14 protein-coding genes are annotated in these 16,793 nt (G+C 72.9%); 6 read left to right on the top strand and 8 right to left on the bottom strand.

Going from position 1 to position 16,793, the window contains the following annotated elements:
• Nucleotides 1-68 precede the first annotated feature (68 nt).
• Entirely contained in the window at nt 69-1,556 is a 1,488-nt protein-coding gene (locus tag AB0D32_RS04520) for a hypothetical protein (RefSeq protein WP_357084820.1), read from the bottom strand.
• A gap of 394 nt (nt 1,557-1,950) precedes the next feature.
• Here AB0D32_RS04520 and dnaB point away from each other — a divergent pair, with 394 nt between their 5' ends.
• Nucleotides 1,951-4,863, top strand: coding sequence for a replicative DNA helicase (gene dnaB / locus AB0D32_RS04515; protein WP_357084817.1), 2,913 nt, complete (start codon nt 1,951-1,953; stop codon nt 4,861-4,863).
• A 51-nt stretch (nt 4,864-4,914) separates the two neighbouring features.
• Here the strand turns inward: dnaB and AB0D32_RS04510 are convergent, their stop codons facing one another.
• The 5 genes from AB0D32_RS04510 to AB0D32_RS04490 form a co-directional block, all read right to left on the bottom strand.
• Nucleotides 4,915-5,073 carry a hypothetical protein gene (locus AB0D32_RS04510; protein ID WP_357084814.1) on the bottom strand — a complete coding sequence of 53 codons (159 nt, stop codon included), beginning with the start codon at nt 5,071-5,073 and terminating at the stop codon, nt 4,915-4,917.
• 320 nt (nt 5,074-5,393) lie between these two features.
• The gene (locus tag AB0D32_RS04505; protein ID WP_357084811.1) at nt 5,394-5,810 is read right to left on the bottom strand and encodes a zf-TFIIB domain-containing protein; all 417 of its coding nucleotides are present in this window, start codon (nt 5,808-5,810) and stop codon (nt 5,394-5,396) included.
• Nucleotides 5,811-5,832: 22 nt separating this feature from the next.
• Nucleotides 5,833-6,465, bottom strand: coding sequence for a phosphoribosyltransferase family protein (locus AB0D32_RS04500; protein ID WP_357084808.1), 633 nt, complete (start codon nt 6,463-6,465; stop codon nt 5,833-5,835).
• Nucleotides 6,466-6,474: 9 nt separating this feature from the next.
• Nucleotides 6,475-7,779 carry a glycosyltransferase family 87 protein gene (locus AB0D32_RS04495; protein WP_357084805.1) on the bottom strand — a complete coding sequence of 435 codons (1,305 nt, stop codon included), beginning with the start codon at nt 7,777-7,779 and terminating at the stop codon, nt 6,475-6,477.
• A 35-nt stretch (nt 7,780-7,814) separates the two neighbouring features.
• On the bottom strand, nt 7,815-10,334 hold the full coding sequence (locus tag AB0D32_RS04490; protein WP_357084802.1) for a bifunctional diguanylate cyclase/phosphodiesterase: 2,520 nt from the start codon (nt 10,332-10,334) through the stop codon (nt 7,815-7,817).
• A gap of 696 nt (nt 10,335-11,030) precedes the next feature.
• Here AB0D32_RS04490 and moaC point away from each other — a divergent pair.
• From moaC to AB0D32_RS04470, 4 genes are all read left to right on the top strand, one after another.
• Nucleotides 11,031-11,522 carry a cyclic pyranopterin monophosphate synthase MoaC gene (gene moaC / locus AB0D32_RS04485; RefSeq protein WP_357084799.1) on the top strand — a complete coding sequence of 164 codons (492 nt, stop codon included), beginning with the start codon at nt 11,031-11,033 and terminating at the stop codon, nt 11,520-11,522.
• Complete coding sequence (locus AB0D32_RS04480; RefSeq protein WP_357084796.1) at nt 11,519-11,989, top strand: MogA/MoaB family molybdenum cofactor biosynthesis protein; 471 nt, start codon at nt 11,519-11,521, stop codon at nt 11,987-11,989. Before moaC ends, AB0D32_RS04480 begins: the two co-directional genes overlap by 4 nt.
• A 121-nt stretch (nt 11,990-12,110) precedes the next feature.
• On the top strand, nt 12,111-13,370 hold the full coding sequence (locus tag AB0D32_RS04475; RefSeq protein ID WP_357084793.1) for a molybdopterin molybdotransferase MoeA: 1,260 nt from the start codon (nt 12,111-12,113) through the stop codon (nt 13,368-13,370).
• Nucleotides 13,367-13,831, top strand: coding sequence for a molybdenum cofactor biosynthesis protein MoaE (locus AB0D32_RS04470; RefSeq protein WP_357084790.1), 465 nt, complete (start codon nt 13,367-13,369; stop codon nt 13,829-13,831). Before AB0D32_RS04475 ends, AB0D32_RS04470 begins: the two co-directional genes overlap by 4 nt.
• 19 nt (nt 13,832-13,850) lie before the next feature.
• On the opposite strand, the gene AB0D32_RS04465 is transcribed toward AB0D32_RS04470, so the two are convergent.
• Together AB0D32_RS04465 and AB0D32_RS04460 are read right to left on the bottom strand one after the other, a co-directional pair.
• The gene (locus AB0D32_RS04465; protein WP_357084786.1) at nt 13,851-15,290 is read right to left on the bottom strand and encodes a glycosyltransferase 87 family protein; all 1,440 of its coding nucleotides are present in this window, start codon (nt 15,288-15,290) and stop codon (nt 13,851-13,853) included.
• 215 nt (nt 15,291-15,505) lie between these two features.
• Nucleotides 15,506-16,051 (bottom strand): DoxX family protein, encoded by a 546-nt coding sequence (locus AB0D32_RS04460; RefSeq protein WP_357084783.1) that lies wholly within the window; start codon nt 16,049-16,051, stop codon nt 15,506-15,508.
• 135 nt (nt 16,052-16,186) lie between these two features.
• Here AB0D32_RS04460 and AB0D32_RS04455 point away from each other — a divergent pair, with 135 nt between their 5' ends.
• Nucleotides 16,187-16,741, top strand: coding sequence for an N-acetyltransferase (locus tag AB0D32_RS04455; protein ID WP_357084780.1), 555 nt, complete (start codon nt 16,187-16,189; stop codon nt 16,739-16,741).
• The last annotated feature ends 52 nt before the right edge of the window (nt 16,742-16,793 follow it).

The raw sequence follows: 16,793 nt of genomic DNA, 5'->3' as shown, positions 1-16,793 counted from the left end.
CGGCCGACGCCGGCCTCATGGGCGGTGCCGGAGTGTCGCCGAGCGGGACCGGTCGGGCGGCGACCGCATCAACCGATCGGCTGGCCGGTGACGACGCTGATCATCATTGTCGAGAGGCCGCCGCCGACCACGGCAGCCGCGAGCGCGATGCTGGCTGAACGCCACGTCGTCCCGACCAGACGCAGCAGCAGCGCCACGACCAGGCTGCTGGCCAACGCCAGTCCGTAGCGCGGCAGGCCCGACGCCAGCGGGCCCAGCGCACGCGACCGGGGCGAGTCGCAACCTCCCCCGCTGATGTCCGTGACGCACCCCGCCGGTACCTGCCCGTCCAGGGTCAGTAACCAGACGAAGATCAGCGCCGCCGGCACGAGATAGCAGACGACCGTGTAGAGCAGTGGCCGCCACGGCCCGCCCGGATCGGGATCGAGCAGGTCGTTCTCGATGCGACGGGTCCCCGCCCCGGCGGTCGCGCCCCGGCGTACGGTCGCCGCCGTCGCGGCACCGACCGGTTCCGCCACCTGCCGACGCGGTCGCGGCGCGGTGTCGGGCGCCACCGGTGACCAGGGTGCCGACTCCGGCAGATCCATCCACCGCGGATCGTCGCCCGCCAGCCGGGTGCCCGACCAGAAGCCCTCGTTCCGGTCGTCCTGCTCCGGCCAGGACCACTCCGTCGCGGCACCGCCGCCTGAGCCCGGCGGCGTGGTCCCGTTCGGCCCGCCGTGGTCGGAGTGCCGCTCCCACTGGCCGGTGCCGCCGGACTGGTGCCACCGACCGGTGCCGTCGCTCTGCTGCCACCGACCGGTGCCGGCGCTCTGGTCCCACCGACCGGTGGCGGCGTGATCCCAGTCGTCAACCTCGCCGGACGGACCCCACGCGTGCACCCCCGACGCGTCCCACGCGTCCACGGCCGGATGACGGGAGTACGAGGGCTCGGACGGGTGCGACGCCTGGCCCCAGGGATCGACTGCGGGGCGATCCTCCGCCGCCCGCCGTCCCCGGCGACCGGACCGCTCGGCCTCCCGTGCCGGGTCGGACGCGTCCGCCTCCGCCAAGCCGGGCCAGGCGGCCTGCGGGTGGTGCGACGACGGGTGCCTCGGCGGTGCCGCCCCCGACCCGGGTCCGTCCTCGGCCCGCCGCCGCCCGGAGTATCCCGGCGCCGGGGGGTGGCCGAACGTCCACTCCCCGGTGTGGTCCGACTCCGGGGTGGTGCCGACCGCCGGGGCCTCACGCCAGCCCGTCTCCCCGACCCGTTGCCAACTGCCCGTGGTCCCGGCGGCCCGCCCGGCACCACCGGAACGCGGCGGGCCGGCCTCGATCTGCGCCTCGTCGTCGGGCGCGGCGTGCCGGCCGCCACCGTCCGCGCTGCGGACTCCCGACTCCAGCGCCCAAGGCGGTAGGTAGCTGTCGACCGGCTGCCGCTGGTCGCGCTCGGCGGCCCGGCGTGGACTCGGCGTGGGGGGACGAGCAGGGCCACGGACGGCGGGATCGTCCCAGGGGGCGGCCGGCGGTCGCTCGCCCGGGCCATCCCCTCCGCGTCCCCAGTCCCGGTTGTTCACGGCGGGAGCGTGACCCTTCTCAACCGATGGCGCAATCCGCTGTCCAGGTGTAACCGTTCGCCGGAGATGGTACGGGACGTTCGACCCCGCAGTTTGGCCGAAAACTTTCTGTCCACAGGGTGGGGATTACGTTTTGGCAGCTCACAGGCTTGCGTGGAGGAATTCCCCAGCCGTTGTCCACAGGCTGTGCACACCCTGCGCACATGCTCGTCCACCGGCGTCCACAGGTTGTCCCGAGGCTCGTCCACCGATGTGGTTGAGGGGCTGACCTCGGGTTCCGTATCGTGGGCCCCCGACCGGCCGTGCGATGACCCCCGATCGACCGGCAGGTCGAGGTTGCCGTACCCCGGCGGTAGGGCTGAATCTGGATCCGACGCAGTGGAGGGGGGGACCCGTGTCGGTCACCGACGACATGCGGGCGGACTCGCGGTCGGGCGGGGGGCAGGCGTCCCCGCCCCCGCAGCGCGACGGCCAGTTCGACAAGACCCCGCCGCAGGACGTCGCCGCCGAACAGTGCGTCCTCGGCGGCATGCTGCTGTCCAAGGACGCCATCGCCGACGTCGTGGAGATCCTCAAGACCAACGACTTCTACCGGCCGGTGCACGCCACCGTCTTCGACACGATCCTGGAGATCTACGGCCGGGGCGAGCCGGCCGACTCCATCACCGTGGCGGCGGCCCTGGCCAACTCCGGCGATCTCGTCCGGATCGGCGGCGCCCCCTACCTGCACACGCTGATCGCCAGCGTGCCGACCGCCGCGAACGCGGCGTACTACGCCCGCATCGTCAGCGAGCGGGCGGTCCTGCGGCGTCTCGTCGAGGCCGGCACGAAGATCGTTCAACTGGGCTACGGCACGGCCCAGGGCGGCAGCCGCGACGTCGACGACGTCGTCGACCTCGCCCAGCAGGCGGTCTACGACGTCACGGAGCGCCGCGTCAGCGAGGACTTCGCGGTGCTAGCCGACATGCTCCAGCCGACGCTGGACGAGATCGAGGCCGTGGGCGCCCAAGGCGGCATGATGACCGGCGTCCCCACCGGCTTCACCGACCTGGACCGCCTTCTCAACGGCCTGCACGCGGGGCAGCTCGTCATCGTTGCCGGACGGCCCGGGTTGGGAAAGGCGCTCGCGCTGGACACCCCGCTTCCCACGCCGACGGGCTGGACCAGGATGGGGGACGTCAAGGCCGGCGACGAGTTGCTGGGCGTTGACGGTCTGCCGACGAAGGTCACCGCCGCGTTCGAGGTGCGGCACGACCGGCCGTGCTATGAGGTCGAGTTCTCCGACGGCTCGGTGATCGTTGCCGACGCTGAACACCTGTGGAAGACCACTACACGGGCAAGCCGCCGCGCTGCCGCTGCCCGCAGGCTCAACCACTGGACTCCCGAGGCCATCGAACGGCTGCACCAGGCTGCCGCAGGCGCGGCGTCCAGCGACGACGTCACGATCGCGGAGCTGGCCGCCGTGCTCGGCCCGGAGTTTACGCACACCGCCCAACGGGTGGCGCGCGACATCGCTGACGAGTCGCCCGTCGTCATGCGCAGGCGCCCACGTGTGCGCCCGGCCAGGGCCTATCCGGCCCGCCGCCTCTATCGCCGACTGCTGGACCGTGTCGAGCAGTGGCCGGACAGTTTGACGGCGGCGGAGTTGCAAGGCGTGGTGACGACGGAGCAGATACGAGCGACCCTGCGCACGAACACGGCTGACCGTCGACTCAACCATGCTGTCGAGAATGCCGCCGCTCTTCGCCTCCCGGAACGGGATCTCCCGCTTGCGCCCTACACCCTTGGCGTCTGGCTCGGCGACGGCCACACGGCGGAAGGAAGGGTCACCACCGTCGACCCGGAGATCCTGGCTGGAATCGAGTCCGACGGCTTCGAAATCCGACCTTCGGGGCCGATGGTCTACACCATTCGTCCGCCACGGCTACCGGCGATCCCTGACCGTGAATGCGTCGTCTGCCATGCGATCTTCACTCCTCGCGGCCCGGCCGTTCACACCTGCAGTCAGTCGTGCGGGGGCCGGTCCAAGGGACTCGTCCCTATGGCGCAGCGCGAAGGTTGCCCTCACTGCGGGAAGGTAGGCGCCGGTGCCTGGAACGGAAGTCGCAGGTGTCGTGACTGCCACAACCGGTACGGCTCCCTCCGTGGCAACCTGCGCGCGACGGGGGTGTTGGGTGACAAGCACATCCCCGCCGCATATCTGCGGGCCTCGGAGGCACAGCGGCGGGCGCTGCTGGCGGGGCTGCTCGACACCGACGGCACCGTAACCACTAGCGGAAACGTCCAGTTCACCACGACGTCTCCCCGCCTCGCCGAAGACGTGCACGAACTGATCGTCAGTCTCGGGTACCGCTGCTCGGTTGGTCGAAAGACCGTCAAGGGGCGCACTGCGGAAAGCTCGATCGCCTTCAACCTGAACTTCACGACCAGGGACGAGGTGTTCCGCCTGCCCCGCAAGCGGGAGGCGCACCGACTGCGGCGCCGTAGCGAAAGCAACTCCCGGACGGACAGCCGATTCATCGTCGATGTCCGACCGGTGCCGAGCGTGCCGGTCCGGTGCGTCACGGTGGACAATGCCGAGCACCTCTTCCTTGCGGGTCGGGCGATGATTCCGACACACAACAGCACTGCGAGCATGGACTTCGCTCGCAATGCCGCGATCAGGGCCAATCAGGCGGCAGCGATCTTCTCGCTGGAAATGAGCAAGGTCGAGATTGTCATGCGACTGCTCTCCGCCGAGGCACGCGTGCCGCTGCACGTCCTGCGCAGCGGCCAGCTCTCCGACGACGACTGGACCAAGCTGGCCCGCTGCATGGGCGAGATCAGCGAGGCGCCGCTCTTCGTCGACGACACGCCGAGCATGAACCTGATGGAGATCCGGGCCAAGGCGCGCCGGCTCAAGCAGCGGCACGACCTCAAGATGATCGTGGTCGACTACCTCCAACTGATGACCTCCCCGAAGCGCACCGAGAGCCGTCAGCAGGAGGTCGCGGACCTCTCACGTGGCCTGAAGCTGCTGGCCAAGGAGGTCGAGTGCCCGGTGATCGCGGTGAGTCAGCTGAACCGTGGCCCGGAGCAACGCACCGACAAGCGACCCCAGTTGTCCGATTTGCGTGAAAGTGGCTCAATTGAGCAAGATGCCGACGTTGTCATCCTGCTGCACCGCGACGACTACTACGACAAGGAGTCGCCGCGGGCCGGGGAGGCGGATTTCATTGTTGCCAAGCACAGAAATGGCCCGACCGACACGGTGACAGTGGCGGCGCAACTCCACCTGTCGCGCTTCGTCGACATGGCGATCGTGTAGGCCAGCCAGCCACGCATGGCGGAGGCTCCCGGCCGGCGATGCGGGCGCGGGTCAGCCCAGCAGCGGAAACCAGCCGGCGGCCTCGCCGAGTTCGAGCTGGTCACGGTCGGTGAGCGGTACTCGTCCGGTCGCCTTGAGTAGGTGTTCCGGGTCGCTCCAACCGGCCGGGCGGACGGCGTCGTCGCCGAGCAGGCCGTCCATCGTGGCCACAGCGACGCGCGTCGCGAGCGCCCGGGCAGGGGCGCGGCGGGCAGGTCGAGCACCAGGTCCAGGTGATGCACGACGGCCTCGGTGGTCAGGGTGGCGAGCAGGTCCGGCACCGGGTGGGCCGTTGCAGGCCGGCGTCGTCAAGGTCGACGACGACCCGAACAATCCCGTCGTACGCCTGCTCCGGAGGGATAGTGCAGCGAATGCGGCGTCATGAAGGGCGGCGTGGCACGGCCGCTGCCGGTCGGCACGGCGCTACGGCACGGGGGCGTGGCCACGGGTGACCGGGCCGGTCGAGGCGCCGGCCCGGTCGACGGAGTGGCTCAGCCGAACATGTCGTCCAGGAAGCTCTTGTGCTTCTTGCGCTTGTAGTGCCCGTGGTAGCCGTGGTGCTGCTGACCGTGCCCGTAGGCGGGGGCCGGCGGGTAGCCGTGCGCCGGCGGGGGCGGCGGCGGGACGGCGCCGTAGCCCGGCTGGTGCGGGGCCGGGGCGGGCGGCGGGGGCGGCGGGGGCGCGTAGCCGCCGTGCTGGTGGCTCGGCTGGCCGGGGTAGCCGCCCTGCTGGGCGGGCTGCGCCTGGGCCGCCACGCCCTGCTGGCGGTTCCAGTTGGCCTCCGCCTCGAACAGCTTCTCCAGCTCGCCGCGATCGAGGAAGATTCCCCGGCACTCGCCGCACTGGTCGATGACGACGCCGCTGCGCTCGTACTGGCGCATTTCTCCGTGACACTTCGGACAGGTCATCACCCGACGGTACCCGGTTCGGTCACGCGGTTGCTGTCAGTGCCTCCGTGACTTCGGAATCGGCCACCTCGTGGAAGTCGTCGTAGTAGGCGCTGACCGCCATGAACTCCGGCGGGTGCTGGGCGCAGACGACCTGGTCGGCCTCGGCGGCCAGCATCTCGTACGCCTCCTGCGACCCGACCGGGACGGCGACCACGACCCGGCGGGCGCCGAGGTGGCGGGCGACCTGGACGGCGGCGCGGGCGGTGGCCCCGGTGGCCAGTCCGTCGTCGACGATCACGGCGATGCGCCCGGTCAGGTCGAGCGGCGGCCGGCCGGCGCGGTAGAGCTGCTCCCGCCGTTCCAGCTCGGCCTGCTCCCGGCGGCGCACCTCGGCGATGTCGTCCGCGTTGAGCCGGCTGGCCACCACGTCGTTGAGCACCTGCACGCCGCCGGGGCCGAGCGCGCCGAAGGCCACCTCGGGCGCCCACGGCATGCCGAGCTTTCGCACCACCAGCACGTCCAGGGGTGCGCCGAGGCGTTCGGCGACCACCCGGGCCACCGGCACGCCGCCGCGTACCAGCCCGAGCACGATGACGTCCGGTTCACCGATGAGTGCCGTGAGCCGGTCGGCGAGAGTCCGGCCCGCCTCTTCGCGGTCGCGGTAGGTGGTCATGCCTCAGGTCTACGCCGTGTCGCCGGCCTCCGCCCGCCAGTTCGCGGAAACCGGGGGTTGCAGGGCGGGCGCCCACGCCAGGAGGGCGAGCGGGTAGAGCAGGTAGCCGAAGCGGGTCGTGGGCATCAGCAGGATCGCGGCGAGCAGCCCGTACCCGCAGATCAGGGCGGCGGCGACGGCGGTGCGGGGCGGGCGGCGGGCGAGTCGGACGGCGATCGCCAGGCCGGCGGCGAGCAGCAGGGCGACGGCGACGGCGCGGCCGGCGGGCAGGGTGGTGGCGATCAGGTGGCCGGGGAACGGCGACTGCGCGGGGCTGGTCACCAGGCCGTGCCCGAGCGGGAAGCGGAGCACGTTCTCGACCAGCGCGTCGCGGTCGACGAGCAGGGCCGGCAGCAGGGCGACGGCGGGCAGGCCGATCGCGCCCGCGGCGACCCGCAGGCCGGCCCGCCGGGTCGTGCCCCAGATGATCAGCACGAGGGCGACCGGCCAGGCGAAGAGCTTCAACGCCCCGGCCAGGCCGACCGCGAGGCCGGCCCGGCCCGGCCGGCCGGCGGCGGCGAAGGCGAGGGCGAGCAGGCAGAGCGCGAGTACGGGCAGGTCGTCGCCGCCGGTGGCCAGGGTGAGCGCGCAGACCGGGAGGACGGTGGCGGCCTGTACGCCCCGCAGGACGGCGGCCCCGGTGCGGTCGTCAGCGGGCCGGCGGACGCCCCGGAGGAGGGTGCGGACCGCCAGGGCGAGTGCCAGCGCGGTGCCGACGGCGAACCAGACGCGGGCGTCGGTCGACCAGGCGTCGACGGCCGCCCGGGGCAGCCCGAACAGCGCCATTCCCGGCTGGTACGGGGTGTAGCCGAGCAACTGTTCGCCGGGCGGCAGGGCGGCGATCGCGTCGTGTCCGAGGTAGGGCGTGCCGGTGTCGACGAGCCGCCGGCCGGACTCCTCGACGACCAGCACCTCCTCCTGCGCCCGGTCGGTGCGTCCGCCGGCCCGTTGGATGCTCTGCCAGGCCAGCGGCAGCAGGGCGGTGGTGAACCAGGCGAACCCGGTGACCGCCCAGCGGGCGCGCAGCCCGGCCAGCGGCGAGCCGGGGTCGCGCCGGCGCAGCAGGAGTTGGCAGGTCGCGGCGAGGGCGGCGAGGAGGTATCCGACGGCGGCGACGCCGCCCCAGGCCCGGTGCGGAACCAGGGTGGACGTGACGGCGGTGATCGTGGCGAATGCCGCCGACGCGGCGTACAGACCGAGGTCGAGGGCGAGGCCGCCGGCGGCGGAGTCGAGGGGCTGCCAGCCGCGGCGGCGGGCGGTCGGGGCGGCGGTCACGCGGGCCAGTCTGGCACCAGGTGCGCGTCGCCGCGTCAGGCGGGCAGGTGGCGGTCGTTGCGCCCGCGCCCGCCCTGCCGGCGGCCCGGGGCGAGCCGGATCACGGCTCCCGCGTCGTGCAGCGGGGGCGCGAGCGTGCCGGGGCTGCCCCCGGAACCGCGCCGGAACGCCGCGAGGAGCGTGCCGGCGGGCATCGGCCGGGCGAAGAGGTGCCCCTGGCCGGCGGTGCAGCCCAGCTCCCAGAGGGCCCGGCGCTGCGGCTCGCTCTCCACGCCCTCGGCCACCACGTCGAGCCCGAGGCTGCGGCCCAGGTCGAGGGTGGAGCGGATGACGGCGGCGGCCTCGGCGGAGCTCTCCATGGCGGTCACGAAGCTGCGGTCGATCTTCAGCTCGTGTACGGGGATGCGGGAGAGCAGCGACAGGGAGGAGTAGCCGGTGCCGAAGTCGTCGAGGGCCAGCCGGACCCCCTCGTCCCGCAGCCGGCTGAGCACCCGGTCGACCACGTCGAGCTGGCTGAGCGTGAGCGTCTCGGTCAGCTCCAGCACCAGCCGGTCGGGGGGCAGGTCGTGGGCCCGCAGGCGGGCCAGCACGGAGCCCGGGAAGCGGGCGTCGAGCAGGCTGCGTGGCGACACGTTGACCGCGACCGGCACGTCGAAGCCGGCGTCCCGCCAGCTGCCCGCCGCGATCAGCGCCTGGTCGAGGATCGCCTCGGCGAAGGCCGGGAGCAGGCCCGAGCGTTCCACGGCCTCCAGGAACCGCAGCGGGTCGATCATCCCGTGGGTCGGGTGGTGCCAGCGGGCCAGGGCCTCCGCGCCGGTGACCCGGCCGGTGCCCAGGTCGACGATGGGCTGGAAGTTGACGGTGAACTCGTGGTCGGCGACGGCGCGTGGCAGTTCGCCGCCGAGGGTGAGCCGGCCGAGGTCGGCGGTGTCCCGCGTCAGGGCGTACGTGGAGATCCGTTGCCCGGCCCGCTTGGCCTGGTACATCGCCACGTCGGCGCGGCGCAGCAGCTCCGGCATGCCGCCGGTGGCGGGTGCGGCGGCGATCCCGCCGCTCGCCTCGACGCTGATCCGCATGCCGTCGAGGTCGAACGGTTCGTGCAGCGTGGCGAGCAGGGTCTCCGCGCGGTGCGCGGCCACCGCCGGGGCCGGCAGTCCCCGCAGGAGTACGGCGAACTCGTCGCCGCCGAGCCGGGCCACCAGGTCGCCGTCCTGGGCGGCGTCGCGCAGCCTCTCGGCGACCTGCACCAGGACCTGGTCCCCGGCGGCGTGCCCGAGCGTGTCGTTGACCTCCTTGAAGTGGTTGAGGTCGATCAGCACCAGCGCGATCACCCCGTCGGCGTGCCGGGTGTTGAGATGCTCGGTGCCCTGGTCGAGCAGGTGCCGGCGGTTGGCCAGCCCGGTCAGCGCGTCGTGGGTGGCGGCGTACGCGTGCTCGTCGGCGACCCGGGCCAGCTCGGCGTACGCCTGCGCGTTGCGGACCGCGGTGCACAGCGCCGAGGCGAAGGTGCGCAGCGTGTACTGCTCCCGCTCGGAGAGCTGCACGGGGCCGCGGAACCGCAGTCGCAGCACGCCCACGTCGACCGTCCGGTCGTGCCCCTCCAGGGCGGCGGGGACCACCGTGCCGCCCATCGAGGTCGGGTTGCCGGCCGGCCCGTCGTACGTGATGGCGACCGCGCCACCGCGGACGGTCCGGCCGCCGTCGCGCAGCTCGATCTCGACCTCGTCGGCGGAGAACAGCTCGGCGGCCTGGGTGACCGCGGTGGTGAGGACCTTGTCCAGGTCGACCACGTTGAGCGCGTCGGTGGTGCGGGCCAGCCGCTGCCACGCCTGCTGCTCGGTGCGCGCCTTGACCCGGTTGGAGTAGAGCAGGTGGAGGCTGAGTATGAGGGGAGGTACCGCCAGCAGGAACTGGGGATCCGCACGCAGGATGAACAGCGTGGTGACGATGAGGACGAAGCGTGCCAACGCGCTCGTCAGGCGTAGCCCGAGGTCTTCACGGAACAGCTGCCGGAGCCGGGTGCCGGTGGCGAGCGCGATGACCGGAAGGGTCAGCAGCTCGTCGAGGATCACCGTGATGGTGTAGGCGACCCCGATCAGGCCGACGGTGTGCCCGATCCCGGTGGGCGTCGGTGACCATCCGAGGGCGTGCAGTGTCGCTCCCGCCCCCGTCGCCAACAGCATGCTCTTGGCGATTCCGAAGGCGGCCTTGAGTGGCGGCAGTTTGATGATCAGTAGTGCGATCGCCACCCCGGCCCCGGTGGTCAGGATGACCAGGGGCGTCGGCGCGATCGCCAGGCTCAGGATGATCGCCGTCTCGCTCCAGGAGATGGCGTGGACGGTTGCCCGGATCCGGATCCGCCATTTGATCGTCACGCCGAGGGCGGCCATGAAGATCAGGGCGAGGGAGACCACGAGGTCGTGGCCGGACAGGTCCAGACGTAGCAGTCCGCGAACGGACGCGACCGCCGCGGCAACCGCTACAACGCAGACGAGGCCGACGTGCAGCGTCAGCCGCCGCTCGGCCTCTGTCTTGCCAACACTCGGTCGTGTCACCGCATCCCCGACTGTCACCCGCCTCCGATGGGCGGACGCCAAGGCTACCTACGGTCACTCGCCGACCACAATCGTCACTGCCACTCGTGTGCCGACATAGCTCTGTCCCCTCCCGTTTTCGCGTTGACCGTTGCGCGGCTGGTTGTTCCGCGCCGCCGACAGCCTAAGTGCGGTTCGGTCAATTATGGAGGGATATATGTGACTATGAGCAATGGATGAGAACCGTACTGCGTGACGTGACTTTCTGCTTCTGGCCGGGAACTGAGTGCTGTCTTTCTATCGGCCTCCGGTTAACGCTAGATAATGAACCGGTGGCGGGGCCTGCGGTATCGGGCAGGACGGTGCAGTTTGCGGCAGCCGGCAGGCCGCGTCGCGGAATGACCGGTGCACGATGCATCCCGTAGGTTGCCCGGGTTGCTCGGTGACCGTGCGGCGGGCGGTCGGGCAATTCTGGGGAGGGTGACGATCGCTGTCCGTGGTGGTGGAGAGTCAATGGTGTAAAGCGGTCGTCGGGCAGCGGGCCGGGAGCGCGTTCCCTTCTTCCAGTCAATTCGTGACCGACGGGATGACACTCACCGACGTCGATCGAAGTCCTCGGTCGGTCGAGGCGGCGCACGCGGGCTCCGGCACCGCCCGACGGCACCTGACCGCAGCGGTGGCCGCTTTCGGCGTACCGGAAAAGATAGGCTCACGGCCGTGACCGATCCCGCGCAGCTCAGCCACGTCGATCCGGCGGGCGCGGCCCGAATGGTCGACGTCTCCGCCAAGGCGGTCACCGGCCGCCTGGCCGTCGCCGCCGGCCGGCTCCGCACCACGCCCGAAGTCGTCGCGCTGCTGCGCCGCGACGGGCTGCCCAAGGGTGACGCGCTGGCCGTCGGCCGCCTCGCCGGCATCATGGGCGCGAAGCGCACCCCCGACCTGATCCCGCTCTGCCATCCCATCGCCCTGCACGGCGTCACGGTCGACCTGACGCTCACCGACGACACCGTCGAGATCACCGCCACCGCGCGGACGGCGGACCGCACCGGCGTGGAGATGGAGGCGCTGACCGCGGTGGCCGTCGCCGGGCTGGCGCTGGTCGACATGGTCAAGGCGGTCGACCCGGCGGCCGGCGTCGACGCGGTCCGGGTGCTGCGCAAGGAGGGCGGCAAGACCGGCCTGTGGATCCGCCCGGAGGACCGGCCGTGATCCGGGCGCGGGTGGTGGTGGCTTCCAACCGGGCAGCCGCCGGCGTGTACGCGGACACCAGCGGGCCCCTGCTCGTGGCCGGCCTGCGCGACCTCGGCTGCGAGGTGGACGGGCCGGTGGTGGTGCGCGACGGCGAGCCGGTGGGCGAGGCACTGCGGGCCGCCCTGGCCGACGGGATCGACGTCGTGCTGACCAGCGGCGGCACAGGGATCAACCCCTCCGACCGCACTCCCGAGGTGACCCGGGCGCTGCTGGACCACGAGATTCCCGGCATCGCCGAGGCGATCCGGGCGCACAGCCGCGACAGGGTCCCCGCCGCCGCGCTCTCCCGGGGGCTCGCCGGAGTCGTCGGCCGGATGCTGGTGGTCAACCTGCCCGGATCGACCGGCGGGGCCAGGGACGGTCTCGCCGTGCTCGGGCCGATCCTCACCCACGCCGTCGACCAGCTCCGCGGCGGCGACCACTGACGATCCCCTCGCACCGACAGCCGACCACACCGCACGCCGGTCACGGCGGGGCCCGCGACCAACCGGTGGGCGCGGAGCCGCTGACCACGCGACCGGAGTGCCGCACCGTTAGGCTCGGCCGGTGAGCACGGAAACCGCACCGACCGCCGGGCCGGTCACCGCGCCCTCGCCGGCGGGCTGGGCAGAGGCCCGATCCCGGGTGTACGCGGTCGGCCTGGCCGCCGCGCTTCCCGCCGCCAGCCGACCCCTCGCCGAGATCGACGGGCACACCCTCGCCGAGCCGCTGACCACCCGTACGGACCTGCCCGCCTTCCCCACCTCCAGCGTCGACGGCTGGGCCGTGCGCGGCGCCGGGCCGTGGCGGCCGGTCGGGCGGGTCCTGGCGGGCGGTACCCCGGCACCGCTGACCGACGACGGGACGACCGTCGAGATCGCCACCGGTGCGATGGTGCCGGAGGGGACCACGGCCGTGCTGCGGGTGGAGGAGTCCCGTCGTACGCCGGAGGGGCTGGTCGACGGCACGCCGCGGCCGGCGCCGGAGTGGCGCGAGCCGGGCGAGGAGGCGTACGCCGGGGAGGAACTGGTTCCGGCCGGCACACCGGTGGACCCGGCGCTGATCGGCCTGGCCGCCTCCTGCGGGCACGACGGTCTGCTGGTGCGGCGACAGCCCCGCGCCGCGCTGCTGGTCTTCGGCGACGAGTTGTTGACCGCCGGCCCGCCCGGCGCCGGCCGGGTGCGCGACGCGCTCGGGCCGGCGGTGCCGGCCTGGCTGCGCCGGTACGGCTGCCTCGTCGGCCCGTCGGACGTGGTGGGACCGGTGGCGGACACGCTCGAAGCGCACGTGGCGGCGCTGCGTGCCGCGCTGACCACCGCCGACCTCGTGTGCACCACCGGCGGCACCATGCACGGGCCCGTCGACCACCTGCATGCCGCGCTGGAGGCGCTCGGCGCCGACTACGTGGTCAACACCGTCGCGGTGCGGCCCGGTTTCCCGATGCTGCTGGCCCGGCTGACCGACACCGACGGCCGGACCCGGTTCGTCGCCGGGCTGCCCGGCAACCCGCAGTCCGCGATCGTCGCGCTGGTCTCGCTGGTCGCCCCGCTGCTAGCCGGCCTGGCGGGCCGTCCCATGCCGGTGCTGCCGCACGCCACGCTTGCCGAGCCGGTGCCCGGCCGGGGAGCGTACACGCACCTGGCGCTGGTGCGGTTGGACCGGACCGCCGGCACCGCGCACCCGGTCCGGCACGTCGGCTCGGCGATGCTGCGCGGGCTGGCCGGCGCCGACGGGTTCGCCGTCATCCGCCCCGGCACCTTCGGCGAGCCGGGAGACCGGGTGCCGGTCGTGCCGCTGCCGCTGCTGCCCGGGGAGCGTGCGTGGTGACCGCGCCGACGGCCGACGCGTCGGGCCGGCTCGCGGCCCGCCCGCCCACGACGTTCGGCGAGGTCACCGACCGGCCGCTCGACCTCGCCGCGCACGAGGCGGCGGTGGCGGACCGCCGGGCCGGCGCGGTGGTCTCGTTCCAGGGCGTGGTGCGCGACCACGACCACGGCCGCGCGGTGACCGCTCTGGAGTACGAGGGCCACCCGAGCGCCGGGCGGATCCTGCGCGAGGTCGCGGCCGAGATCGCCACCGACCCGGACGTGTACGCGGTCGCGGTGTCGCACCGGGTCGGCCCGCTCGCCATCGGCGACGTGGCCCTGGTCGCGGCCGTCAGCACCGCCCACCGGGCCGCCGCGTTCGCGGCCTGCGCCCGGCTGGTCGACGAGGCCAAGGCGCGGCTGCCGATCTGGAAGCGGCAGGTCTTCGCCGACGGCACCGAGGAGTGGGTGAACTGCCCCTGATCAGGGGCCGCCCACCCACTCAGCGGCGGACGCTCGCGGCCTGGCGGCCGAACCGGTCGGCGTAGAAGGCCGGCTCGGCGCCGGGGCGCCACGGCAGCGCGGCGACCAGCAGGATCAGGGCCAGCGCCAGCGAGTTCTCCATGAGGGCGCCGAACAGGCCGTCCTGGTAGTGCGACACCTCGGGGAGCTGGTGCTCGTACGGCCAGATCGGGGAGATCAGGAAGAGCAGGTAGAGCCCGATCGCGGCAGCGCCGTGCCGGAGCCCGGTCAGCGTCGGGTACCAGATCGGCGGGCGCAGCCCGGCCACCCCCGGCGGCCCGCCGTACGTGCCCTGACCGGCCCGCTGCGCCAACCCGCGACTGGCGTCCCGGCGGCGTACGGCGGCGTCGGCCAGCACGATGATCGCCGGGATCACCCAGACCAGGTGGTGCGTCCAGGAGATCGGGCTGATCACGTTGGCGGTGAGGCCGACCAGGGTGAACGCGGTCAACTCGTCGCCGTCGGCGCGGGCGTTGACGGCCCGGGAGAGGCCGACCGCCAGTATCAGCACCGAGAACGCCAGCCAGAGCAGGCCGGGCGTCTCGATCGAGTCGTACAGCCGGGCCAGGAGCCCGGCCAGCGACTGGTTGGGCGTCATGTCGGCGGCCCCGACCCGCTCGGTCTGCCAGAGCACGCCACCGAAGTAGGCCCGGGACTCGGTGCCGACGATCGCGAAGGACCCGAGGGTCACGGCGATCACCGTGCCGATCGCGGTGGCCGCGGCGCGCCACTGCCGCGTGATCATCAGGTACGCGATGAACAGCGCCGGGGTCAGCTTGACCGCGGTGGCCAGGCCGATGCCCACGCCGGCCCAGGCGCCGCTGTGGACGAACCGCAGCAGCGGGCCGTCGGTCGGGGCGATGTGGGTGCCCCGCCGGGACCGCCAGCGCAGGCCGATCAGGTCGGCCATGATCAGTGCGAAGAGGAGCAGGTTCACCTGGCCGTAGCCGAGGGACTCCCGGGCGGGTTCGACGGCGACCGCCATCGGCGTCGCGATCCCCACCGTGAACCAGAGGGGCCAGCCGAGCCGGTCGACGATCGGGCGGAGCAGCCCGGCCAGCACGATGGCCAGGGCGGCGATGCTGGCGAACGCGTTGACCGTCCCGGCCAGGTCGACCGGCAGATGTGCCATCGGCAGCATCACCAGACCGCCGAACGGCGGGTAGGTGAAACCCAGGGTGGTGCCGGGTGCGATGAATTCGTAGAGCTCGTGACCGCTCGCCCACCACACCACCGCGCCGTGGTAGATCTTCATGTCGAAGAAGTTGTACGGCCGCCCGAAAGCGCCGATGGCGAGCCATGCGGCATAGGCGACGGCGGCCACGATGCCAGCCCGTACGACTGTCCTACGATCGATCCCACGCGTTACGCGACGGACTGGGGCGAGGCGGTCCACCCGTCTTCCGACGGTCGCCGGCATGGCGTGGCCACCCCCGTACCAAGGTCGTCCTACCCGTCCAGGTCCTGCACGGAGCCTAGAACGGCGCCTCACGTTAATGCCTCCCGCGTTATGCGACCGTGTCCGATCCCACACATGTTTTTGACATTTCCACCGCGTTAACGCCTGTCGGGTGGTTCAGGTGATTCGCGGCCTTGGTGTGTGAGGGGTCTGCCGAGGGGAGGTATCGACGCAGGTCAGCCGGGTAGTCGCCGGGCCGTCGCTGCCGATCGTACGGCGATCCGGGCCTCTCTGCGGGCCGTACGGACGGCTCGCTGCACGGAACGTCGGGAATGCCCGATCCGGTGACCGGTCCGCCACCGCAGCCCCGGCTTGCCGCCGGTGTCGGCGGCGGCGAGCAGCAGCCCGCCGAGGAGGCCGAGGTTCTTCAGGAAGTGGGTCTGGTTGCTTCTCCGCGCCGCCGGGTCGTCGTCGTTCCAGAAGGGATGACCGGCGAGGGTCACCGGGACCAGCGTGCCGGCGAGGACCAGCGCCGCCGGCCGGGCGAACCGGCCGGTGGCGAGCATCAGCCCGGCACCGACCTGCACCGCCCCGGTGACCCGGATCAGCGTCTCGGTGTCCGTGGGGATGCGGGGGTGGGTCTTCTCCAGCAGCGGGGTCACCCGGTCCGTCAGGGGCTTCGCGGTCGGGACCAGCCGCCCGGGGTTCTGGAAGTTGTGGAACCCGCTGACCACGAAGATGCCGCTCAACATGGCGCGGGCGAGAGAGCGTACGGGTTTCATGGGTCAGTCATACCCCGTCGCCGGTCCGGCTACCCCCGCAACCGCTGATCCGGATCGGTCGACGTGGACGTCGCGCCACGCCACGCCACGCCGATTCGAGCGACCGTCGCTGATGGACCGCCTGTGAGGGGTAACGTGCCCCGAGTGACGACGCTGCGGCTGCGACCCGAGGACCCGGCCGACACCGGCGCGGTCCGGCGGGTGCTGGCCGCCGCGTTCGCCCGCCCCGACGTGTCCACGCCGCCCGAGGTGGGGCTCGTCGAGGAGCTGCGCGACAGCGACGCCTGGCTGCCGGAGCTGGCGATGGTCGCCGAGTACGGCGGCGAGGTCGTCGGCTACGCCCTGCTCACCCGGGTCCGGGTGAGGTCCGACGACCACGCCGCGCCGGCGTTGGCGCTCGGCCCGGTGGCGGTGGCGCCGCACCGGCGGCGGATCGGGCTCGGCACGGCGGTGGTGCAGGCCGCCATCGAGGCGGCCACCGAACTGGGCGAGCGGCTGGTGGTGGTGCTCGGCGACCCGGTCTACTACCACCGGTTCGGCTTCGGCCGGGCCGACCGGCTGGGTCTGACCAGCCCCTGGTCGGGACTCGGCGACCCGTGGCAGGCGCTGGTGCTACCGCCGGCCACGAGCGGCGACGGCCCGCCGCCGCGCGGCGAGGTGCTCTTCCCGCCGCCCTGGTCCAAGGTCTGACGCCCACCCGCACCGGTTCGGCGGTACCGGGCCGGCTGATCGTCGCGGCCCG

Source organism: Micromonospora sp. NPDC048170, assembly GCF_040652795.1.
Lineage (GTDB): Bacteria > Actinomycetota > Actinomycetes > Mycobacteriales > Micromonosporaceae > Micromonospora.
This window is presented reverse-complemented; position numbering and strand designations above follow the sequence as displayed.